This is a genomic window from Shewanella sp. MTB7, from assembly GCF_027571385.1.
Classification (GTDB): domain Bacteria; phylum Pseudomonadota; class Gammaproteobacteria; order Enterobacterales; family Shewanellaceae; genus Shewanella.
The window spans coordinates 1,972,219-1,995,593 of record NZ_CP085636.1; the positions used below are offsets into that span (position 1 = coordinate 1,972,219).

Genomic DNA, 23,375 nt, shown 5'->3' on the forward strand with positions numbered 1-23,375 from the left:
TTTATCAGCCAACACTTCGCAGAAAATCGCAAAGGAATGACAGAGGAAGGTAGAGACTAATTTAAGCTTATTAGACTATGTTTCTAGAATATTCGAATTGATGTGGCGAATATAATGAGAGTGCTTGCCCCTGTCAATATATTTCTGTTATTCTCGAAATATAAAGTCAATGTATTCGAAATACCGGAGTTAGAATGGAAATAGAGTTTGTTGCTAAGGCATTAAAGGAGTTGGGACACCCAACTAGGCTGGCAATTTTTAAGCGCCTGGTTAAGGCCGGGCATAAAGGGATTCCAGTGGGTGAGGTACAGGAGGAGTTAGGAATACCGGGTTCAACACTTTCTCATCATATTTCAAGCCTTATCTCCGCAGGTTTGGTGAAACAGCACCGTGAAGGGCGGGTGCTGTTTTGTATGCCTCAATATGAAGTACTGCAAGAAGTTATCGATTTTCTACAAGCTGAGTGTTGCAGTGCAGAAATTAAAGTAAAGGTAACTTAAATGGCACAGCCCTCAGGATCGCAGTTTGATGGTGGTTTCTGTTCAGAATCCAGTTTTGAGGAGGGATCTTGAATTGTAGCTGAGCTGACATCAAGGGGTTCAGCCAGTAGTTGCCCAAGAAAGTTTCCTAATTGAAGATCTGAAATACGGCCGAAATGATTGAGTCTGATATTGCCTTGTTTATCGATCACGATTAAGGAGGGAGTCCCTCTTAACATATACGTGTGCATTGTCTTTGGAATAACACCTTGGGTTGACGGAGTATCAATAGCAATAGGGAAAGTGAGTCTGTATTCACTCACAAACGCCTCAAGGGCAGCCTTATTCATCACCTGGTGATGCTCGAAAACAGTATGCAGGCCCAAAACGGTGACTTTTTCATCGGCAAAGAGTTTATGTACTGCTTGTGTTTGAGGTAACCCGTGGCTCACACAAGCGGGACAGAGCATCTGAAAAGCATGTATTAAGACGACTTGTCCTTTTAGCTGTTCCAGAGTGATGGGGTTATCGGTATTAAGCCAGCCGGAAACATCGAGTTCAGGTGCTTGTTGAAAATGTGTCATATGAACCTCACTTTTACGCTGAAACGGATTGACGTCCTTGTCGATAAATTTACTCTCGTTAATTGTTATTTAAATGATTCTAGGTTGTTTACAGATTCACTTTACCGGGTAGGCTGAGATCACCTGAAGCGATGTCAAATACATCAACAACACAGAAAAGTGGTGCATGTACATCGACATTGATACGTAAGCCAGCGGTGACGCCATCAAATTGGGCTTTATTGACGATGCCAATGTCATCAAAAGGCACACGGACTTCTACGGTTTTATCGTTAATGGTGGGTTGCCAGCCTGGACTATCAAGTAAAATAGGCAATCCTGGCCAAGTTTTTGGTAGTCTGGGCTTGCTGCCTTCGGGGATGTCAACAACCCCAAGTGCCCCTTTGCCACACATCTCATTAGGTTGTAATACTACCCAATGACTATGCCAAATATTACCATCATTGTCCGTTTTACCATCTCTGTTTTCATCAAAAAGCGGCGTATCATCGAAATCTGGATGGGTGGCAACCGCTAAGGCAAGGATACCTGCTTTATGCTCGAAACCGACTTCATAGCTGTCAATGTTGGTAGGCCAGACATAGGCGAAAGCTTCACTTCCTGCCAACTTACCTATTTGGGTGGGTTTACTTGAACCCGCTTTCTCGGATACCGCAATATGAAATATGGCGGTATTTCCCTCGGTGGAAATCTTAGTGTGAATGATGTCGAATGGGGCTAATACATTGCTTTGTTGCTCAGCCTTAATACCACCTGTGTGCTCTTGATGAGCTGAAGCACATGCTGTAGATAAGCCTGCAAGTATAAGCGCTGAGATAATGGATATGCGTTTCATGTGTATTCCTTAGAGCAAGTCTATTTATGATTTATTGACAGTAGATTGAAATTTAGTATCGATTCGAAACCATGGTTACATTTACATAGATAAATACACTTGTCAACTATGTTTCGATTCGATACTATGAAGTCATGAATACATTAATTATCCAGCAGCTCTTAGAGCGGCTCAGCAGTTTACTGCGCAGTGAGTCTCGTCACCAATTAGCTGAGTTTGGCCTACAACCGGTACAGTTTGATGCTTTGTGTTATCTGGCTAGCTGCAATCGATACTCTGATACGCCAAAAGCGGTCACTGAGTTTTTAGGACTCACTAAGGGGACCGTGTCTCAATCGATAAAGATTTTAGAGTCAAAAGGCTTAGTGCTAAAAGAAACGGATAGAGTGGATAAACGGGTGACTCATATAGCGGTGAGTGCTCAGGGTCGGGAGCTTGTTGAGAGTTTGATGCCAGCAAGAATGCTGCAGCTTGCTTGCCAAAGCTCCTCTGAGGCTGAGTTGGCTCAAACGGTAGATACCCTACGTAGGACGTTGAGGCAGGTCCAGGATGCTAACGGTTTTAAAAGTTTTGGCCAGTGCCAAACATGTGATTATAACCAAATGTGTGAAGATGGCAGCTACCTTTGTGGTCTGACTAAAGAAGTGTTGTCGAGTCAGGATATTTTGCTGATCTGTGTGGAACATGAAAAACGCAGCCAATAGGCTGCGTTTTGCTTAATTGCCACTTGAAAAATAGTTAGTTGGCTATTTTTAAATCAGCTTTTTCAGTAATTAAATTCATATTAAAATCAAATTCATCAACCCGAATAGCGCGCTCACGTTTAAGATTATAATCGAGTAGCTGTTTATGCTCACTGTCACTGACCACTTTCGCTTCAAGTGCATTATCAAGGGTGATAGAGAAGCGAGTACCGGATTTGAATTGGCGAGTTTTCAAGCCTTTCTTAATCTTAGCGAGTAAAGGCAGACAATCCATCTTGGCTAGATAGGCTTGTTCATTGATGTAGTTACCGTCGCCAACAACTGGCTTGATCAAATGGGTTAGGTTTTTCTTAAACGCGGTATTAAGTTGAGCTTGCTCGGCAAGTTCTCTGACTAAGTTATCATTCACTTTTGGCATTTTAGCCGAGTAAGTTACCGTTAATGCACGCATTAATTTACGTGTGGCCGATGAAGGAAAATTTTCCAAAAAGGCGAGTATTGCTTCTTCTGCTTTACACAGTGACCAACGCGTTGCGTAGTGAAAATAGGGTGCCGCTTGTGAGCGTTGCTCTGCTGGAATGGCTTGCTCGTAATAACGTATCGAGGCCATGGCTGCGTAGAGGTAACTCATCACATCGCCTAAACGGGCTGATAGCATCTCTGCTTGTTTGAGTTTCCCGCCTAATACCAACAAAGAAAAGTCGGCGTACACGGCTAGTTTAGAGGCTAGCTTATTGACTGATTTCTCATATTGGGCAACTTCTGGCAAGTTTGAGCTTGATTGGGCAGTAAACGGCAGTAACCCTAAACGGAAGGCGCGTAAGCTGTTGTTGATGCTGTAGCCGATGGTTTTGCGAAATATACTATTAAACACTTTATCGGCATTAGAATGATTGCTATGGATCGCCTCAACCATACTTTGCATATGTGGATGACAACGCATGACGCCTTGACCGAATATCATTAAATTGCGGGTAAGAATGTTGGCGCCTTCTACAGTGATTGCGATAGGCTGAGCAACATAACCAGAAGCTAAGGTATTTTGTGGACCACGTTGAATCGCCTTACCCGCTTGAATATCCATGGCTGAGTTAAGTATATCTCGGCCAAGCTCTGTCATATGGTACTTTGCTATAGCGGTAACCACAGAAGGCTTAAGCCCAATTCCGAGTCCTTCAGTTGTCAGAACACGCATTGATTCCTGTAGGTACGTTTTGCCTGCTATGTCAGCAAGTTTTTCTTGAATGCCCTCAAACTTGCCTATCGATAACCCAAACTGCTCACGAACGGCGGCATATTCTGCCGATGATTTAAATGAGCATTGGCTTACTGAAGCCCCTAAAGCTGGCAGCGAAATCCCTCGACCAGCGCCGAGACAGGCAACTAACATGGACCAACCACGTCCGATGTTTTTTTGTCCGCCTATGATGAAGTCCATAGGAATAAAGACATTTTTACCTCGAGTGGTTCCGTTATAGAAGTTAACGCCCATAGGATCATGTCGGTTGCCTAATTCGACACCTGAGTGTGATTTAGGGATAAGCGCACAGGTAATGCCAAGATCTTCTTTGCCGCCAAGCAGTCCTTTTGGATCTTGAACCTTAAAAGCGAGACCAAGCACTGAAGCGATAGGCGCTAAGGTTATATAGCGTTTATCCCAGGTGACGGACAGTCCAAGAACTTGATTACCTTCATATTCACCAACAGTGACAATCCCTATATCAGGGATCCCACCGGCATCGGAACCCGCCTCTGGACTGGTAAGTGCAAAGCAAGGGATCTCTTGACCATTGGCCAAGCGAGGCAACCAGAAATCACGTTGCTTGTCGGTACCATAATGCATCAGTAATTCACCGGGGCCCAGAGAGTTAGGAACCATCACAGTTACGGCTACTGCTGAGCTTTTAGCGGCGATAGTGGCCACAATCGTTGAATTGGCATAAGGGCTGAACTCGAGTCCGCCATAGGATTTTGGAATGATTAATGAAAAGAATTTGTTGTCTTTTAGAAAATTTAAAATATGAGCGGGCAGATGTTTATCGCTTTGAATTGCAAAGTCATCAACCATCTCGATTAAGGTTGTAACTGGACCATCTAGGAATGCTTGCTCATCTGTGTTTAATTTGGCGACCGGGATCTCTCGTAGCGCAGAGAAGTCGGGTTTTCCTTGGAAGATAGAGCCTTCTAACCACACATCACCAGCATCAAGTGCTTCTTGTTCTGTGGTGGAAATACTCGGCATTATTTTTTTTAATTGTGTTCTTATGCTCATAATCTTTGCTCATCCGGCCAGAAATTCAGCTCACATTACGACATAAATTTAGTTTTAGATCAATAACTCTAAACGATTATTTTAAACGATCGTTTTATTTTTTAATGGTTGTTGATATGTTATCTGTAAGGTTTCATTAACTTACACGTGTACGCTTAAAATGTTTTTATTGTAATTTAATCTATTCAACAAGATATTTGACAATATAAAGCTACTGTTTGTCTATTCATACACAAGCTGTGTACTGAATAATCGCTAGGTTAAATTTACGCATCTTATGCTTGTGACGTTTTGAAATATCTGTAGTCAATATGCATTTTTTGTATTACTTGGTTAGGCTTTTATTGTTTAAATATTATCTAATATAGAGGATTGGTAGCGCTTATTTTTTTTACTTCAACACAGTTGCGATAATGAGATGCCGATCGCTTTGCAAATATCTCTCCATGGTAGAATCCCGCGCCATAAAATGAGATTAGTTCCTATTTAGATTTGCAAAAGGTGTCGATGATGAAGCTGCTTTCGGTCAACTTACTTACAACTGCAATAAGTACTGCTATTGCTGTTACCTTGGTTCCACAGGCTGTAGCCAATGAGGTTCAAACAACTGAGTCAAACTTTCATGAGATCATTGTGATCTCTGGTTCAAGAATGGAGCAGACGTTAGACCAAGTTGCAGGTTCTGTCGTGGTTATCGACGAAGAGGCGATAGCACGCAATATGAGTACCGATTTTTCTAGTTTATTTAGAAATGAATCGGCCATCGGTGTTAAAGGTGGTGCGGGTAAACCGACCACAGTGACCATTCGTGGTATTGGTGGTAATCGCGTCATGATGGTTAAAGATGGCGTACGCGTTAACAACCAGTATGCTTCACCACTTGGCCCAGGCGCAGAAGGTACAGGCCGCGGTTTGACTGAGGTCGAAGGGCTTAAACAAGTCGAAGTGCTTAAAGCTGCTGCATCGACCATGTATGGCTCTGATGCACTTGGTGGCGTGGTCGTTATGCGTACCAAAGACGCAAGTGACTACCTAATGGGTGATGACTATTACGTGTCGGTTAATGCAGGCTATGCGGGCGTCAACGACGAATACGCGGCAGGTTTCACCAGTGCAGCAGCCTATGGCGGCTTTGAAAACTTATTGACCTATCAACATCGTACCGGCGAAGAACAACCTAATTTCTATGACACTCAGCCAGACAGTGACCTAGTGCAAGATAGTGTACTGTTTAAGAGTAAATACCATTTCAATGAATACACTTCTGTTCAGCTGACCTTAGATTATCTTGAACAGACCCTTAAGCGCTGGGAATACGAATTCGATAAGGTCGGTGAGCTGGACGAAAATGTTGAGAGCAACCGAGATACTCAAGTCATTAATGGTGCCGTGCAGTTAGTGTCAAAGAAGCCGACTCAAATGCACGACACCTTAACGGTAACAGCTTATTTTGGCCAAACCGAGCAATTAGAGCATAGAGACTATTATGAATGGAACAAAGCTGGCACTATTTATGGTTTGAGTGAAGTCCGCGATTATAGCTTTGAAGACCAACGTATCGGGATTAACAGCACCTTCAGCAAGTATATTGGCGGTGATAGCTATGGTCATCAGTTCACCTATGGTCTGGACTATGAAATTTCCACTATGTCACGTCATCGCACGGTAAATAATCCTATTACAGGCGATACTAAAAACCCATTCACCTTTGCCACTACCGACAGCCAGCGCTTAGGTATTTTTGTGCAGGATGACGTCACTCTGTTAGATGGCGATTTGAATTTAATTGCGGGTTTGCGTTATGACTATTTCCGCAACACACCAGATCAACAACAGGCAGTAGACGCTGGTAAAGATCCTGCGAATTTCCAGGCCATGAGTGACAATTTCTGGTCACCGAAACTAGGATTAGTTTACCAATTGGCTGACTCTGTCAGCGTCTATGGTCAGTACGCCTACGGCTACAAGATGCCAACGCCAGATCAAAAATGGGGCGAGTTAGAAGTCGATGCTGGCTCGATGACCGATGTGATGATTCAGGCTAACTATGATCTAGAATCTGAGCAGTCTCATACTTGGGAAATCGGTGTTCGTGGTAATCATAGCGACACACAATATGAGTTAACAGCTTTCTATACTCAGGTAAAAGACTATATTGACTGGCAATATGTAAGTTATAAACCCCCAGTGTTTTTCCCTGAGATGAAACCTATGGAGTTTAAGTACCAGTACTTCAACCGTGATGAAGTGACCTTGTACGGTGCTGAGGCTCAGATTAATCATTGGCTGACTGATAGCGTCGAGCTATGGGGTAACGTCTCTTACACTTATGGTGAAGATGAAAATGGCGATTACCTTAACAGTGTTAGCCCACTCAAGGGGAATGCTGGTATTAACTGGTATACCGATATTGCCAATATGGAAGCAGATTTTGGCGCAGTCGTTCGCTGGGCAGATGATATGAGCCGCACTAATGATATCGAGTTAGCCGAGGATGATATTTGTGCCATGGGCTTATGTATTCCTAAAGAGGAGTTTAATGAGGTCTACGGTACAGCTGGTTATGCGGTTATGGATCTCACATTTGGCTTACGAATTGATGATAACTGGAAGCTACGTGCGGGTGTTTATAATCTATTCGATAAAGAATATATCGATTATACCGATGTTGCTGGTCAATCAGTATTTCTGTTAGGTGCAAGTATGGATTTAGAAAAAGAAGACTTCACTCAGCCAGGCCGTTATTTCAGCGTTAAAGTTAATTATCAGTTTTAATCATCCGCTTAATCATCGTTGCGTTGAGTAATATCTAAAGAAAAATTGAGCGCTCTGACCCAGAGCGCCAATGTCTAAATTCTGCAAAATCCCTTCTGGTATTATCTGAATTCGTTGGCGGTGTAGTTATACCAATTACATTAAGTATCTGTTCATTCAGCGGGAATTCAAAGCGCTGAAGGCAAGGTTAATATTTTGCTTCTCGGCATTTATTCCTGACAATGCTCTACCTCCTATATCCCTATAGTCGTGCAATATCGATATGCACCACATCCATGTGGCTTACGGATGATTGAAGCTAATAGTTATTCTCGGCTCTGGCATACTCGGTAATTGCTCCTGCGTTACTCTACCTCCTGAATCCATTCAGTCGTGCTTCGCCCTATTTTCTGCATCTGACCTCCAGGGAGGGAGGAAATGTCTCATTTTGTATGGAACAAAATAGACCATGCAGTCGTATATCTAAATCATTCAACGCAGTATCTAGGGCTTTGAAACCCACAGTGCAGTGTTATTGGAGTCAAAGGGCGAGCTGTCGTTTCTGGTGATTGCAATTGCGCTTAAATGTCTGGTATTGAGGATCTGCACTTCATGTCTGGTTTAGATATCTGTTTATATTTATTAAATAAATACCCACATGGTGCTATGTGGAAAATTTCAGTTCTTGGACTAAGCTCATTATGAACATCTTACGTACTCAATATGAGATGAATTTGCTTCTGTCTTACTTGGCAAAGAATAGATGTCGTGTTGAGGGGGGATGATTCTAGACGTTAACTGGCTAAGGTGCTGAATCTGTATGGATGAGATATCAAATAACGAAGGCCGTCGTGGAAATAGAAGATATCATTCTCTTAGCTATAGTCTTACTTTATGGTTTCTTGCGCTATCACTACTTCCACTCATTGGTGTTTCTTGGTTTAGTTATGAACAAGCAAAGCAGAGTTTAGTCAATGCGGCAGAAGATGAGTTAACTCAATCATCTGTGTTGACAACACAAGCTATTGAGTCTTGGTTTAACTATCGCTTACTCGATTTAAGAGTCGAAGCTGAATCTCGTCATATGCCTAAAATGTTAGCATATCTAAGTGAGGGTTTAGTTTCGAGCGAGCTGACTCCCACTGAGTATGTGAAAAGCCCTGGTTGGTACAGCAGTGTAAAACCATAACAAAATCATGCAGTTACACTGGTTGAAAGCTATGATTACATTAGTGATATTTACCTGATAGATCCCAACGGCAATATTCTTTACTCGGTCGCTAAAGAAGGTGATTTGGGAGAGAACATCTATAGCCCCGTATTAAGGTATTCGCTGTTTTCTAATAGTGTCCAAAATACGTTAAACACAGGAAAAGCAAGTTTTTCTGGAATAGAACGTTATTCACTTTCCTCGGCAGCTATCTCAAGTTTTATTGTTTCAGCCATGTTTGATGATCATGGTCAAGCTATTGGCGCAATAGCCATTCAGTTACGTTTTGAGCCAGTTTTTACATCAATGAATTTAGCTGTAGGTAACAAGAGTTCATTAACTCACTATTTAGTCGATGAAAATGGTCTCTTGTTATCACCTATTCAAGATAATTGGGATGAAGTGGCTATTAAGTCGATAGATACTGCTCAGTTTAGAGCTTGGTTGGAGAGTCGCTCTAAAAATGATCGAAATGCTAGCTCTGAGGTTATTAAGGCCACGGGAATTGATTCACTCGCCTCAGAGTATTCAGGACCCAATGGCAAAAGTGTTATTGGCTTGCATCAATCGGTGAGTTTAGCTGATGTTGAGTGGTTGCTGATTAGTGAGGTTGATCGTGAAGAAGCGCTGGATGAGATTAATTGGCTTGCGAGAATGACCTTAATACTCGTTGCTATAACGATATTCGTCGTCATATTCACATCAATATTTGTTGCAAGAAAGATAACCAAACCAGTGAAAAAACTTGTCAAAGCCAATCTGGATGTTGCCAAAGGAGTGAATGTCGAACCGATACAGGTTGGCTGTAACAATGAGATCTCTCAATTGGTAGATGCGTTTAATGAGTTACTGGTGACCAGAAGAACCTTTGAAGACTCGCTTAGCCAGGCTAATTTACAGGCCGTTGAGGCACTTAATCGTTTAGAGAACCAAAAGTTTGCATTAGACCAACATGCCATTGTGGCCATCACTGATGTGAATGGGACGATTACTTATGTGAACCGGTTATTTACGGAGATCAGCGGTTATAGTGAGAAGGCATTGATTGGTAGAAATCATCGTTTATTGAATTCAGGTCGCCATCCTAAGGCGTTTTTTACCCAGATGTACAGTGTGATCTCTAAGGGAGAGGTTTGGAGTGCAGAGATCTGTAATCGTGCTAAAGATGGCAGCTATTATTGGGTTGATACAACCATTGTTCCTTTCAATAATGCTGCAGGTGAACCTGAAAGCTATGTCGCCATTCGTACCGACATAACCGAGAGGAAAGAGTCAGATTTACGGGTTAAAAAAGGCCTATCATTAATGCTCTCAGTGATGGAGTCGACCGATAATGGCATCTTAGTCACTGATCCCGATGGGCGTGTGTTGCAGTTTAATCATCGCTTCTGTGATATTTGGTCCATAACACCTGAGACACTGGAGAACCTAGAGCATGGTGAATTTGCCTATATGGATAAGTTACAACTTATCGATGGAGACAGCTTTATAGATGCTATAGAAAGCCTTTATCAAGAACCTGAATTGGAAGGTTTCGATACACTTTTTTTTAAAGATGGCAGAGTGTTTGAACAAGTTTCATTATCGATGAATAGTGGTAAAGAATTTCTGGGACGAGTCTGGAGTTTCCATGATATTAGCCAGAGAATGCAAACTCAGAGTGAGCACCAACAAGCAAAGGAAGCAGCTGAGTCAGCAGTGAAGGCTAAAAGTGAGTTTCTGGCCAGTATGAGTCATGAGATCCGTACACCGATGAATGGTGTCTTAGGTATGCTAGGACTCCTTTACAATTCGAAACTCACTGACTTTCAGCAACGAAGAGTGGGGATAGCCCAATCAAGTGCTCAGTCTTTGTTAACGTTAATCAATGATATTTTGGATTACTCAAAAATTGATGCGGGTAAGCTGGAGCTAGAGGAGTTGGAATTTAACCTAAGAAGTATGTTAGGTGAATTTGCCGAAGGAATGGCGCATCAGGCGCAGCACAAAAACATTGAGTTAATCTTAGATCTTAAAGGGATAGAGCAAGCTTACGTTAAGGGAGATCCTAGTCGTTTGCGTCAGGCTTTGACCAATTTGGTCAGCAATGCGATTAAGTTTACTCAAGATGGTGAGATCACAATACGCGCTAAACTGTTGCCAGCGAAGGATGAAGCTTTGTGGCGGTTTTCATGTTCAGTGACTGATACTGGTATCGGTATTCCCACTGATAAACTGGTGAGCCTCTTCGATTTTTTTAGTCAAGTTGATAGCTCTACAACGCGCAAATTCGGTGGAACAGGATTAGGACTAGCTATAGTGAAACGGATCTGTGGTCTCATGGGGGGCGACATATCAGTAACGAGTGAGGTTGGAAAGGGAAGTTGTTTTGAGTTGGAGGTTGATTTACTCAGGAGTGAGCATTCTCAACTAGTGGTACCTACAGTCAATATTGAACAGCTTAGTTTGCTCGTCGTCGATGATAATCTAACAAACAGAGAGGTTATCATCGAGCAGTTGCAGCTTTGGGGGGCTAGCGTGGTGGGCGCTGACAGTGCCATTCATGCAATTGAGCTTTGTTCTTTCAGAGACCAAGACCCAGGACTACTTCAGTTTGATGTGGCATTTTTAGACATGCAGATGGCAGACATAGATGGTGCAGAGTTAGGTCGGCGATTAAAAAATGATACAAGATTTGCATCGATTAAATTGGTAATGATGACCTCTATGTCTCAAATCGGTGATGCTAAGTTCTTTGCGGATTTAGGTTTTAGTGCTTACTTCCCTAAGCCCACTACAACTAGCGATCTTTTCGACGCTCTGTCTATCATCTTCGATGATGGAGAAGTAATGGAAGGGGCTCAGCCGTTAATTACTCACCATTATCTACAAACATTAAACCATGCCAATGATCATCAAGCATTGGAGCTATCAGAATCGATACATATTCTACTAGTGGAAGATAATTATGTTAATCAACTTGTTGCTACTGGAATATTAGAAGATCTTAATGTTTCTGTGAGCATGGCAGATAATGGATCACAGGCAGTTAAGATGTTACAGGAGGTGAAAACACCTCCCTTTTCTTTAATTTTAATGGATTGTCAAATGCCCGAAATGGATGGGTATGAAGCGACGCGTCAAATTCGTGAGGGAATCGCAGGTGAAGGGTGTCGACAGATCCCTATCATTGCCATGACAGCCAATGCCATGATGGGTGATAAAGATAAATGCCTCGATGCTGGTATGGATGATTATCTAGCTAAACCTATTGATCCTAATAAGTTGCATGCGAAATTGAATCAATGGTTAGTTGTCGATGAAGTTGAACTAGAGTCTAAGGAGAATGAGAGTATTCAATCGCCACCTCATGAAGTGAATACTCTGGATCTCTCAAAACAACACGAGACAAATTTTATCCCTGATGCTCAGCCTGCTTCTATAATTGGTAATAATATGACAGACGATAAAATGATATGGGACAAAGACAGTTTGATGAAGCGTGCTATGGGTAAAGAAACACTTTTCAACTCCATTATTCACTTGTTTATGGAAGATATACCTTCGAAAGTGGAGGATCTTAAATGCGCAGTAAAAAATCAAAATATTAAAGAGGTAAGGCAAATCTCCCATACCATTAAAGGGGTTGCAGCGAACGTTAGTGGTGAATTACTTCGGGAACAAGCTGGGCTTATCGAAATGGCAGCTAAAGAGGGAGATCTTGCTAAGGCGCAAAGTCATCTACCAGAGTTATGTACCGCTTTTGATATTTTGAGCGCGAAGATTACTGAATACCAAAAGCTGCCTGAAATAGATCAAGATACAGATACAGGAGAATTTATGTCGCCTAAAGATGTAGAGCAATATTTGAGTCGACTGATTAAACAGCTTGCTGATGGGAGTTATATCAATGTTGAAGATTTTAGCTCTTTGAATAAGGCATCGGATGATAAGAATGTGCAAAATATTTTCGATCAGCTGCTTATTTATCTCAATGATTTTGATTATCTTGAAGCGAGCTCAGTGACAAATGACTTGGTGGCTATATACAGCAAATTAGCCTTAAGCAATGTAAAGGACTCTTAGTTATGGCTGGTAAAGCGACGATTCTCGTGGTGGATGATACTCGTACAAACATTGAGATATTGGCGGCTTGTCTTCAAAATGACTATCACTTGAAAGTGGCTAGGAATGGTACTCGATGCTTGGAGCTTGCAGAAAAAGAACCTATTCCAGATTTGATACTGCTTGATGTGATCATGCCTGATATGGATGGTTACGAAGTGTGCCGAAAGCTAAAAGCGAACTCTTTAACTCAACATATCCCCATTATCTTTGTCACGGGCAAAGATAGCGATGAAGATGAGGAGTATGGCTTACAACTTGGGGCCGTCGACTATATCACTAAACCCATACGTCCAGCGATTGTAACGGCTAGGGTTGGGACACATGTTATTTTGAAACAACAAAGAGATGAACTTAGAGACATGGCTTTGCATGATCAGCTTACGAGTTTATTCAATCGTCACTTTCTGATTGAAGCTGCAACAAATAAAATATCTCGCCTCTCTAGGCACGGCGGGAAACTATCTATTATGATGATAGATATTGATAATTTTAAGTTAGTTAACGATCAATTTGGACACCAGAGTGGGGATCTTGTGCTACAGGCTGTAGCGCATGTTTTGTCTGATTGTAATCGGAAAGAGGATGTCGTCGCCAGACTTGGAGGTGAAGAGTTTGTGATATTACTGGATCACTGTTCACTTGATGATACACAAGATAAAGCTGAACAACTGCGGTTGAAAATCGAAGAGTTAGATCCCGAACAAATTCATGTCACTGCAAGTTTTGGTATTGCTGAACTGCAATCTGATGGTGAGGAATTCGAACACCTCCTTGCTCGAGCTGATGAAGCTGTTTACTTAGCCAAGGAAAAAGGCAGGAATTGTATTGTTAAAGCCAGCAATGATCTTGAGTCTGAAATTGATATTAAGTAATTAGCCACATGTGTCCAGATATAGGTAACCACCCATCAACACTCAATGTAGTTTAATGGCCTTAAATAGAGGGATTGACCGTTATGAAAGAACGTCCAAAAATATTGATTGTTGATGATACTGCTGTGAGTCGAGTAATGCTTAAGGGGATTCTTGAAGATGAGTATGAAATCTCTGAAGCTGACAGTGGTGAAACCTGTCTCGCTTCAGTAAAGGAGAGCATTCCTGATCTTTTACTGCTTGATGTTGATATGCCTGGTATCTCCGGATATGAAGTGTGTGTGCACTTAAGGAAAGAGGCGGCAACAGCTCATATTCCCATTATATTTGTATCTGGATTGGATACTGTAGAGGAGAGGCTTACAGGCTTTGAAGCCGGTGCAGATGACTATATTATTAAGCCAGCCGAGCCAGAAGAACTGCATGAGAAAGTGAATTTATGTTTAAGTCATCATAGGAAAATGAGCACAGCACAAGAATCGGCCTCAGAGGCAATGGCAATTGCCATGGAAGCCATGACTGTGAGCAGTGAGCTGGGTCAGATAGTTCAGTTTATTAAAGATGTACAGTCAATAGAGTTAGCTGAGGATGTGGGTTTGGCAATGAATAACATCCTATTAAACTTTGGTATGCATGCGGCTTCACGCGTAGATACTGGAAGCATCTCTTTTGTGGGTTGTCAGAAAGATAGCATTGAAGCTGAATTGCTAACTCGTTTTTCTTACTATAATGAACGGATACTCAGTGTTGGGATCCGAACCATCATTAGAGATCCTCATATTGTACTACTGATCAAAGATATGCCGTTAGGTGATGAGAAACGTTGTGGTAGGTTAAGGGATCACCTAGCAGTACTAATGGATATTGCAGATGTACAGTTAGCAAACCTGACAGCGAGAGCAAAAATGCTTGAACAGAGGCAAGTCATTTTTACTCAAGTTATCTCTATGACAGAGAAGCAGATTAAGCAAACTTCAGAGCGGTTAATCACCCATGAAGAATACTCACAAGGTTTAATGCGAGGTATGTTAATTGATTTAGAAGGCATGTTATTTAGTTTAGGTTTAGAGGAAGATCAGGAGAAAAAATTGATGAGTTTGGCGGATGAAACATCGACCAAGTTAGAGGCGAGTCAGGGGCAAAATGAGCTCGTTAATAAAGAACTTGGTTCGATTCTAGAAGGGCTTTATAAGTTCTTTAATACACTTAATAAGCCTAGTGAACCAGTTTAATTAATGATAAAAGTCTGATTACTCATAAGTCCGCTGTGCGTAAGCGAGCAAAAGACTTTTCTAAACTCAGCTCCCAACGTCTGATTTGATTATTTTTTCTTATATTCGATAGAGAGAAAGTCAGTTGAATTGCTTGTCTTGTCTCTTCAATTGTTAGTAAGGTAATGAAAATGCCGAAGTGTTCAAAATAACCCAGTTCAATGTGATTCCCTTTGTTTGGCCAGTGTTTTCTACCGTTCAACTCTGTTTTTTAGCCGCCACCTCAAGATGCTTGTAGGCGTGTCACTCGCGCACGTATAAGAAAATAAACACTGTCGACATCAAATTTATATATAAAAAATCATTTTTTCATCTGAAATAGTCTCAATACTTGATTAAAAGCAATTTAATTAAATGAATAACACACTATATTCCCTGCGCTTTCAGTATATAGCCGTTTTATTTAAAAATTGAACCCTCACAATAAAAAATCATCAAAAGAGAATTACGTAGACTATGACAGCAACCACTTATCAACCTGGAGAGATCCGTGGGTTGATTGAAATTGATGCATCAAAGTGTAAAGGCTGCGATGCTTGTCAAAAATTTTGCCCGACTAACGCGATAGAAGGCTCGTCGGGAGCTCCACACAGCATAAATATCGAAAAATGCTTAAGTTGTGGACAATGTTTAATCAACTGCCCATTTAGTGCGATAAAAGAAACTCACAGTGCGCTAGATGATGTAATTAAAAAGCTCCATGATAATAACACCACTGTGGTGGGTATCATTGCCCCTGCGGTCAGAGTAGCCATTGGTGAAGAGTTTGGTCTTGGCACTGGAGAACTAGTGACGGGTAAACTGTATGGTGCAATGAACAAAGCAGGTTTCAAAATTTTTGACTGCAACTTTGCTGCTGACTTGACCATTATGGAAGAGGGTAGTGAGTTTATTCATCGTCTGCATGCCAATGTTAAAGGCGAACCTAATGCAGGAGCCTTACCGCAGTTTACCTCTTGCTGTCCAGGCTGGGTTCGTTATGTGGAAACTCGTTATCCTAATCTGTTACCAAACTTATCTACAGCCAAGTCGCCACAGCAGATGGCAGGCACAGTCGCTAAAACTTATGGTGCTAAGGTTTATGACATGCAACCGGAGAAAATTTTCACCGTCGCTGTTATGCCATGTACCTCGAAAAAGCTAGAAGCCTCACGCCCAGAGTTCAACTCAGCGTGGCAATATCACCAAGAGCAAGGTGCTAATCTCCCATCATATCAGGATATTGATGCGGTATTGACGACCCGTGAAATGGCTGAACTGCTGAAAGTTCTGGATATCGATCTGGCCACCACTCCAGCATTTGAAGGCGACAGTTTGTTTTCTGAATATACTGGCGCTGGTACCATTTTTGGCACCACTGGTGGTGTCATGGAAGCGGCTTTACGTACCGCTCATAAGGTGTTGACTGGCAACGAAATGGCCAAGTTGGAATTCAACCCTGTTCGCGGCCTTGAGGGGGTGAAAACAGCCTCGGTCACTTTGCATGACACGGAACTAAGTCAAGATGTCACCATTAACGTGGCCGTTGTTCACGATATGGGCAATAACATCGAACCGATTTTGCGTGACATTATGGCCGGTACCTCCCCTTATCATTTCATCGAAGTCATGAATTGTGCCGGTGGTTGTGTGAACGGTGGCGGCCAACCAATTGACGGTAGTGGTTCATCATGGCTTGGTAATATCTAAGGAGTATGTAGCAATGACTAAGAAAAAATATGAATTTGCGGAAGACAGTTTTTTCCTCTCCCGTCGTAAGTTCATGACTATCGGTGCCGCTTTTGTTGCCGTAATGGCCATACCTGTTGGTTGGTTCAGTAGTACGTTGGCTAAGCGTAATGATTACATTAAGGCGCGCAGTGCTGGCTTGTACAAAGATGACACCATTGCCAAAGTGCGCGTTAGCCACGGTAATCCTGCGGTTACTAAATACTACGAAGAGTTCGGTGGTAAACCCCTAGGGCACCTGTCTCACGATCTATTACATACCCACTTTGTTGACCGCACTAAGCTGAACTCTTAATGGAGAAAATGACGATGAATCATGCTCAGCACGACATGAGACCTGTTTTGAAACACCCTCTTAATGTTCGAGTGTTTCACTACATTTTACTATTGAGCTTTTTGCCATTGGCAGCAACCGGCTTACTGTTATTTTTCAAACCATTGTCACAGGAAAGCATGCAGCTGACCTATGATATTCATATCATAGCTGGTGTAGTACTGACATTGGATGCTGTTGCCTTCACCCTAATGGCCTTCGATCGCGTCGTGCTATTTATTGCCCGCTTGTTCAGCTTTTCTATGCGCGATGTAAAATGGTTTATGGTGCTAGGTGGCTATCCACAAAAGTTCCTACTGGGCAAGAAAGTCCCTGTTCCTCCAATGAACAAGTATAACTCTGGCCAGAAATTGTTCGGCATTTGCGTACTGATTGGCGGCACAGTACTGATCCTGTCAGGTTTAGTCTTGTGGTTGATCCCACACGTTGCACCACGTGATTTGGTCTGGGCACTCGGTATGGGACATCTGTTATTTGGTTTGCTATTGACCGCGTTCCTACCAATTCACTTATTTCTAGCGGTATATCGCTTCGATGATTTCAAAGCAATGATGCTACATGGAAATGTGCCTTATCACGATGCGGCTGAATACACCCCGTTTTGGGTACAAGAGGAGATATCTCCTGCTACCACTAGCGGTGACCAACTGATTAATAAGTAGTTACTTGCTTACGTCCAGTGAATCCAGCAGCAGTCATCACTTCGGCGACTGCTGCTTTCTGTATATATTAAGTAGAGATTTAAATGGTTATGACCTCAGCACAGCATTCTCCCCTGTTAAAGCCAACGTATGATCCAAGCGTAAACTTCATTGATGATAGTGCTATTTGGAGTGCTATCGAAAACGCGGAAAATTCAAGCGAAATAGAAATTCGCGTGATTTTGGAAAAAGCCCGTCAATGCAAAGGACTCAGCATCGCTGACACAGCAGTGCTATTGCAGAATCAACACAAGGAACTGGATGAAGAGATTTTTGCTGTTGCTCGTGAGATTAAAAATAAGATTTACGGTAACCGTATAGTGCTATTTGCCCCACTTTATGTCTCAAACCACTGTGCAAACAGTTGTAGCTACTGCGGTTTCAATGCAGACAACCATGAACTGAAACGTAAAACCCTCAAGCAAGCTGAGATCCGCAAAGAAGTGAAAGTGTTGGAAGCCATGGGACACAAGCGTATTCTGGCGGTTTATGGCGAGCATCCCCGTAATAACGTCAACGCTATCGTTGAAAGCATCCAGACCATGTACGACGTAAAAGATGGTAAAGGGGGCGAGATCCGCCGTATTAATGTCAACTGTGCACCAATGAGCGTGGAAGATTTTAAAATTCTGAAGACAGCCGCTATAGGCACTTACCAGTGTTTCCAGGAAACTTATCACCAGCCAACCTATGAAAGCGTCCACCTGAAAGGCAAGAAGAAAGATTACTTATATCGCTTATATGCCATGCACCGAGCCATGGAAGCAGGTATTGACGATGTGGGTATTGGCGCTCTGTTCGGACTTTATGATCATCGGTTCGAACTACTGGCTATGTTGACCCATGTTGAGCAGATGGAAAAGGAGTGTGGCATAGGCCCACATACTATCTCGTTCCCACGTATCGAACCCGCTCACGGATCAGCGATCAGTGAAAAACCGCCCTATGAGGTCGACGATGAATGCTTCAAGCGCATAGTGGCCATTACTCGTTTAGCCGTACCTTACACAGGTTTAATCATGAGTACCCGAGAAGGCGCAGTGCTACGCAAAGAGCTGCTTGATCTGGGCGTATCCCAAATAAGTGCAGGATCCCGTACCTCTCCTGGTGGCTATCAAGAAACCACATCGAATCAGCATGATGCCGAACAATTTAGTTTGGGCGATCACCGCGCGATGGATGATGTTATCTATGAATTAGTCACTGAGTCTAAATCAGTGCCCTCATTCTGCACCGGTTGCTATCGCAAAGGTCGCACTGGCGATCATTTTATTGGATTGGCAAAACAGCAATTCATCGGTAAATTTTGCCAACCCAATGCGCTGATCACTTTTAAAGAATATCTAAACGATTACGCCAGCGAGAAAACTCGCGAAGCAGGCAATGCACTTATTGAGCGGGAGTTAGACAGATTAAGTCCGAGTCGACGTAAGAATGTCATCGCTTATCTGGATAAAACAGACGAAGGTCAGCGTGACTTGTATCTATAACTTATGATTGCACAAGCAACATCAGTGACACCAGGGCTCGATATTGATGCCCTGTGTCAATTGATCCCACAGAGTCAATGTGTGGTTTTTCATGCTGCGCTTTATAGTAACTTTGCTCGTTCCAAGGTTGAGCAAAGTCTACATTTCGCCTTAGCAAGCAACCCAAAGATACAGGTTTATCTTATTGAGCAGGCGTTTGAGCTAACGAATCCTTGGCACGGTGAGTTTGGCCGTATATTACGAGAGCAGATCTGCGTTGATGAAATGCATGATTTATTTTTGCAGTCCCATATATGGTGCCAACTTCTGCTGCAGAAGTACCCCAATCAAGTGCATCATCTTGTGAGTAATCTACTGCCTTGCCAGCCCATTTTACTCATAGATAATCATGTTTTTACAGGTCAATATGCTCATTGTGAAATCGCAGCTCCTCAAGGTGTTTGGTTACACATTGATGGCGGGCTACTTGGCATTAATGTGGCAATGTTCCGTGATTGGTTACAACAAGGCATCGGGGTCAAACGATTAGCTGAACAAATAAAGCCACCACTGGCACAACAACGAACATCAGAACTAACATCCGCTCAAATAGCTGTTTATCGCTATGTGGCGGAGTGTGGGCATGCAATTGAAAATGCAACTAAATTTTAAATCTGAAAAATTAACTCATCATGACATTCTGGCATTATTACAAGGTTGCGATGATGACAGCTTATTTAAACAAGCTCATCAAGCCACGCTTGAGCAATTTGAAGGCCAAGTGTATATGCGTGGCATTATTGAGTTTTCCAATCAATGTCGGAACGATTGCCACTACTGTGGTTTAAGAACCAGTAACCGTCAGGTGAAGCGCTATCGACTGACTCATGGACAAATTATGGCGGCTGCTGAGTCCGCTTATCAAGAGGGAATGGGCACCATTGTTTTACAATCTGGTGATGATTACCGTTATCGAATGAAGGATATCGAGCAGATTATTGTTGAGATAAAGCAGCAATTTGGCTTAGCTATCACCTTATCTCTGGGCGATAGAACATTCGATGAACTTAGTTGCTGGAAACAAGCAGGGGCCGACCGCTACCTGTTAAAAATGGAAACTTTCAACGAGGGCTTATTTAGGCAGTGCCGGCCTAAAAAGTTATTTCAACAACGACTAAAAAAAATCAAATTATTACAAAAGCTAGGCTATCAAACGGGGTCTGGTGTGATTGTAAATTTGCCCGGTATGACGTTAGCAATGTTAGCCGATGACATCATTAAACTCAGTCAATTGAAGCTGGACATGATTGCTTGCGGACCCTTTGTTGCGCATCCGCAGACCCCCTATGCATCGTATCCTGATGGAAGTGTTATTGTCAGTCATAGAGTCAGTGCCATCTTAAGGCTACTCAACCCTGGGGCTAATATTCCGGCCACAAGCGCCCTTGATGCCATACAAGCAGGTGCTAGAGAAGCTGCGCTGCTTCGTGGTGCTAATATAATCATGCCCTCTTTTACTCCTGAGCAAGCCTTTGCCGATTACAATATCTATCCTGGCAAAAACGCCAGCAAGGTAAAACTCATTGAACGTATTAGCGCGATAAAATTAGCCATTTCAACTATTGGATTAACTGCAACCTCGGCCAGAGGTGATGCGCTTAGGAAACATAATGTCAACAATCATAACTAATAGTACGCCTCGCGGGGTACGCTATCAAATTGCCATCATAGGACGTCGCAACACGGGCAAATCTTCATTATTTAATCTAATTACAGGTCAAGATATTGCGATTGTCTCAGATACTGCAGGCACCACGACGGACGCGATTGCCAAGCCCTATGAGTTATTGCCTTTAGGTCCAGTGACTTTCTATGATACTGCCGGGCTTGATGATGAGGGGGAACTAGGATTACTGCGTGTTAAAGCCAGCCGAAAAATAGTGTACCGAGCTGATATCTGTTTATTGGTAACCGATGAGCACGGCTTGAAGGATAAAGAGCTGCAACTTATTGCTGAATTAACCCAGTTGACTATCCCATTTATTATTATCTTTAATAAGGCCGATATTGCTGATATTGCCGCGGATGATGTTAACTTTTGTCAGGAACGGGCATTAATCTACTTATCGGCATCAAGTACTCTGCAAACGGGAGCTGATGAAATTAAGCAAGCCATCTATGACATAGCGCCTGCTGAGCTTAAGCGTGAACCAGTGTTAGCCAGCGACTTGTATCAAGCTGGAGATACCGTGCTATGCGTCGTGCCTATCGATATGTCGGCACCAAAGGGGCGCTTAATTCTGCCTCAGGTGCAGGTATTGCGTGAAGCTCTAGACATGGATGCTATTGCCACGGTAGTAAAAGAAACTCAGCTTCAAGCAGCGCTAAATCAACTGGCCAAACCACCAAAACTTGTTATTGCCGACTCTCAAGTGATAAAGCAAGTGGTACAAATTGTCCCTGACAATGTTCCTCTAACCACCTTCTCAACCCTATTTGCGCGTTTTAAGGGCGATCTTGATGTGTTAGCACAAGGGGCTGATGCGCTAGATAGCCTACAAGATGGTGATAAAGTGTTGATGGCTGAGGCTTGCAGTCATCACTCCCAAGACGATGATATTGGCAGAGTCAAATTGCCCAATATGATCAGGCAATACAGCCAGAGGCAACTCACTTTTGAGATCAAATCCGGACACGATTTCCCCGACAACTTAGAGGACTATGCTTTGGTGGTACACTGCGGCGCCTGCATGCTTAATCGCACCGAGATGTTAAGAAGGGTCAGAGAGTGCCAACGACGAGGTGTGCCGGTGACTAATTACGGTATCGCAATATCAAAAATACAAGGCGTGTTATCTAGGGTGATGCAACCTTTTATGTAGAGGGGGAACAGTTGGAGAGGGAATTTATTAAAGGTACCAGCTAAATAGAAGTGAACCATAGCCATGCCACTTGGCTGAGTCAGCCTGATGTTCTTTTGTATAGGTATTAAAGCTCCAGCCAACCGACCACGTTGGCTGAGACCAAATGATACCTGTGGTAAATCCAGCCTGCTTATTTTCCAGCTTAAGATCTGACTCATAGGGCAGGGAGCCCGCTAAGCTCAAATCGTTGAACCTATAGCCAACAAAGGCTCTACTATAAAGGATGAATGTGTTCCTGTTAGATGTGGAGGTTAGATTTCCCATATGTCCGCGGTGTTGACTTAAACGGCCAAACGAGTCTTCTAAATTGTTGCCCCAACGCAAAGTGAGCCCCAGATCGGTTTCAGTTCGAAAATTACCAGCTTGAGTATGGCTAAAACCACTTAGCTCCCACTGTGTTTGCCCAACAAAAGCATTGTTAAATGCATCGCGTCTCAGTAATAGCCCATCTAACTCATAGGCAAGTTGAAGCGTTACTTGATTCTCTATCTGGTATTGCCAACCTAAAGGAGGCGAGGAGCCTGTGATCTTGTGAACAAACTCCTGTACTTGCTGAGCACCTGATGCGGGGCCTATTACGCCAAGGGAGAACCAGTTTTTTAGTGCCCACTTGTTACCGTAATGGACTGTATGGCTCTCAATAGCTAAATACCCTGCGTAAGGGCGATCTGTACTCTGAGGTGCTTCAAGTTCTATCTCTGCTGGCGTCCACATCTGTTGAGAAAGTTTTAGCCCCAAGCCCGTTCGCCATCGCCTAAATCAAAGGTGAAATACTCTTGCCACTGTAAAGGCCGAGCAAGTTCACTGGGATGGGTCTTAGCTGCGCTTTCCCAGCTCAACATCATGCCATTGGTGTAATTGCCATCGTCGCCAAAGATAATGTCATTATCGAGTTGCAGATGCCACTGACCACTGTATGCCGAGGTTGAAAAGAGCAGAGAACCCAGCGTGCAAAGATACCCTAAGATGAGTTTATATTTCAAAGGCGACTCCGTGAATGTGGGTATAAAAGTTTACAACAGCTTATCGAAAAGAGTTACAGGGAAACAAGCAGTTAAATGTGACGTTTTGTACCCAAGAGGATTATCTATCGATGGAAAATAAATCATGATTAGACTCTCATCGTTGGTG

General features: G+C 42.8%; 19 protein-coding genes. 14 read left to right on the forward strand and 5 right to left on the reverse strand.

What is annotated here, in order from left to right:
• Window positions 1–194: 194 nt before the first annotated feature.
• Complete coding sequence (locus HWQ47_RS08280) at window positions 195–500, forward strand: ArsR/SmtB family transcription factor (protein WP_269970683.1); 306 nt, start codon at window positions 195–197, stop codon at window positions 498–500.
• Here HWQ47_RS08280 and HWQ47_RS08285 read toward each other — a convergent pair.
• Both HWQ47_RS08285 and HWQ47_RS08290 read right to left on the reverse strand, forming a co-directional pair.
• Window positions 497–1,063 (reverse strand): redoxin domain-containing protein, encoded by a 567-nt coding sequence (locus HWQ47_RS08285; protein WP_269970684.1) that lies wholly within the window; start codon window positions 1,061–1,063, stop codon window positions 497–499. The two genes, HWQ47_RS08280 and HWQ47_RS08285, sit on opposite strands and share 4 nt — an antisense overlap.
• An 88-nt stretch (window positions 1,064–1,151) precedes the next feature.
• A complete protein-coding gene (locus HWQ47_RS08290) occupies window positions 1,152–1,898 on the reverse strand; it encodes a hypothetical protein (protein WP_269970685.1) in 747 nt (248 codons plus the stop codon).
• Between the two features lie 134 nt (window positions 1,899–2,032).
• Between HWQ47_RS08290 and HWQ47_RS08295 the strand changes: the two genes are divergently transcribed.
• Window positions 2,033–2,602: a MarR family winged helix-turn-helix transcriptional regulator gene (locus tag HWQ47_RS08295; protein ID WP_269970686.1), complete on the forward strand. Its 570-nt coding sequence runs from the start codon at window positions 2,033–2,035 to the stop codon at window positions 2,600–2,602.
• Between the two features lie 34 nt (window positions 2,603–2,636).
• On the opposite strand, the gene HWQ47_RS08300 is transcribed toward HWQ47_RS08295, so the two are convergent.
• Window positions 2,637–4,874: an acyl-CoA dehydrogenase gene (locus tag HWQ47_RS08300; protein WP_269970687.1), complete on the reverse strand. Its 2,238-nt coding sequence runs from the start codon at window positions 4,872–4,874 to the stop codon at window positions 2,637–2,639.
• A 507-nt stretch (window positions 4,875–5,381) separates the two neighbouring features.
• On the opposite strand from HWQ47_RS08300, the gene HWQ47_RS08305 reads away from it, so the two are divergent.
• The 12 genes from HWQ47_RS08305 to hydF all read left to right on the forward strand — a co-directional run bounded on the left by HWQ47_RS08305 (window position 5,382) and on the right by hydF (window position 22,202).
• Entirely contained in the window at window positions 5,382–7,649 is a 2,268-nt protein-coding gene (locus HWQ47_RS08305) for a TonB-dependent hemoglobin/transferrin/lactoferrin family receptor (RefSeq protein WP_269970688.1), read from the forward strand.
• Window positions 7,650–8,448: 799 nt separating this feature from the next.
• Window positions 8,449–8,817 (forward strand): hypothetical protein, encoded by a 369-nt coding sequence (locus tag HWQ47_RS08310; RefSeq protein WP_269970689.1) that lies wholly within the window; start codon window positions 8,449–8,451, stop codon window positions 8,815–8,817.
• 105 nt (window positions 8,818–8,922) lie between these two features.
• The gene (locus tag HWQ47_RS08315; protein ID WP_269970690.1) at window positions 8,923–12,903 is read left to right on the forward strand and encodes a response regulator; all 3,981 of its coding nucleotides are present in this window, start codon (window positions 8,923–8,925) and stop codon (window positions 12,901–12,903) included.
• 2 nt (window positions 12,904–12,905) lie between these two features.
• Complete coding sequence (locus HWQ47_RS08320) at window positions 12,906–13,817, forward strand: diguanylate cyclase (RefSeq protein WP_269970691.1); 912 nt, start codon at window positions 12,906–12,908, stop codon at window positions 13,815–13,817.
• An 83-nt stretch (window positions 13,818–13,900) separates the two neighbouring features.
• Window positions 13,901–15,049 carry a response regulator gene (locus HWQ47_RS08325; RefSeq protein ID WP_269970692.1) on the forward strand — a complete coding sequence of 383 codons (1,149 nt, stop codon included), beginning with the start codon at window positions 13,901–13,903 and terminating at the stop codon, window positions 15,047–15,049.
• A 495-nt stretch (window positions 15,050–15,544) separates the two neighbouring features.
• A complete protein-coding gene (gene hydA / locus HWQ47_RS08330) occupies window positions 15,545–16,777 on the forward strand; it encodes an iron hydrogenase large subunit HydA (protein ID WP_269970693.1) in 1,233 nt (410 codons plus the stop codon).
• Between the two features lie 13 nt (window positions 16,778–16,790).
• Window positions 16,791–17,111: an iron hydrogenase small subunit gene (locus HWQ47_RS08335; protein ID WP_269970694.1), complete on the forward strand. Its 321-nt coding sequence runs from the start codon at window positions 16,791–16,793 to the stop codon at window positions 17,109–17,111.
• 14 nt (window positions 17,112–17,125) lie between these two features.
• On the forward strand, window positions 17,126–17,812 hold the full coding sequence (locus HWQ47_RS08340) for a cytochrome b/b6 domain-containing protein (protein WP_269970695.1): 687 nt from the start codon (window positions 17,126–17,128) through the stop codon (window positions 17,810–17,812).
• An 83-nt stretch (window positions 17,813–17,895) separates the two neighbouring features.
• Entirely contained in the window at window positions 17,896–19,341 is a 1,446-nt protein-coding gene (gene hydG / locus HWQ47_RS08345) for a [FeFe] hydrogenase H-cluster radical SAM maturase HydG (RefSeq protein ID WP_269970696.1), read from the forward strand.
• 3 nt (window positions 19,342–19,344) lie between these two features.
• The gene (locus HWQ47_RS08350) at window positions 19,345–19,992 is read left to right on the forward strand and encodes a hypothetical protein (RefSeq protein WP_269970697.1); all 648 of its coding nucleotides are present in this window, start codon (window positions 19,345–19,347) and stop codon (window positions 19,990–19,992) included.
• Window positions 19,964–21,010 (forward strand): [FeFe] hydrogenase H-cluster radical SAM maturase HydE, encoded by a 1,047-nt coding sequence (hydE, locus tag HWQ47_RS08355; RefSeq protein ID WP_269970698.1) that lies wholly within the window; start codon window positions 19,964–19,966, stop codon window positions 21,008–21,010. The genes HWQ47_RS08350 and hydE overlap by 29 nt, the downstream gene beginning before the upstream one ends.
• Window positions 20,991–22,202 carry a [FeFe] hydrogenase H-cluster maturation GTPase HydF gene (gene hydF, locus HWQ47_RS08360; RefSeq protein ID WP_269970699.1) on the forward strand — a complete coding sequence of 404 codons (1,212 nt, stop codon included), beginning with the start codon at window positions 20,991–20,993 and terminating at the stop codon, window positions 22,200–22,202. Before hydE ends, hydF begins: the two co-directional genes overlap by 20 nt.
• A 27-nt stretch (window positions 22,203–22,229) precedes the next feature.
• On the opposite strand, the gene HWQ47_RS08365 is transcribed toward hydF, so the two are convergent.
• Window positions 22,230–22,982 carry a lipid A deacylase LpxR family protein gene (locus HWQ47_RS08365; RefSeq protein WP_269970700.1) on the reverse strand — a complete coding sequence of 251 codons (753 nt, stop codon included), beginning with the start codon at window positions 22,980–22,982 and terminating at the stop codon, window positions 22,230–22,232.
• Window positions 22,973–23,227 (reverse strand): lipid A-modifier LpxR family protein, encoded by a 255-nt coding sequence (locus HWQ47_RS08370; RefSeq protein WP_269970701.1) that lies wholly within the window; start codon window positions 23,225–23,227, stop codon window positions 22,973–22,975. Before HWQ47_RS08370 ends, HWQ47_RS08365 begins: the two co-directional genes overlap by 10 nt.
• Window positions 23,228–23,375: the final 148 nt, after the last annotated feature.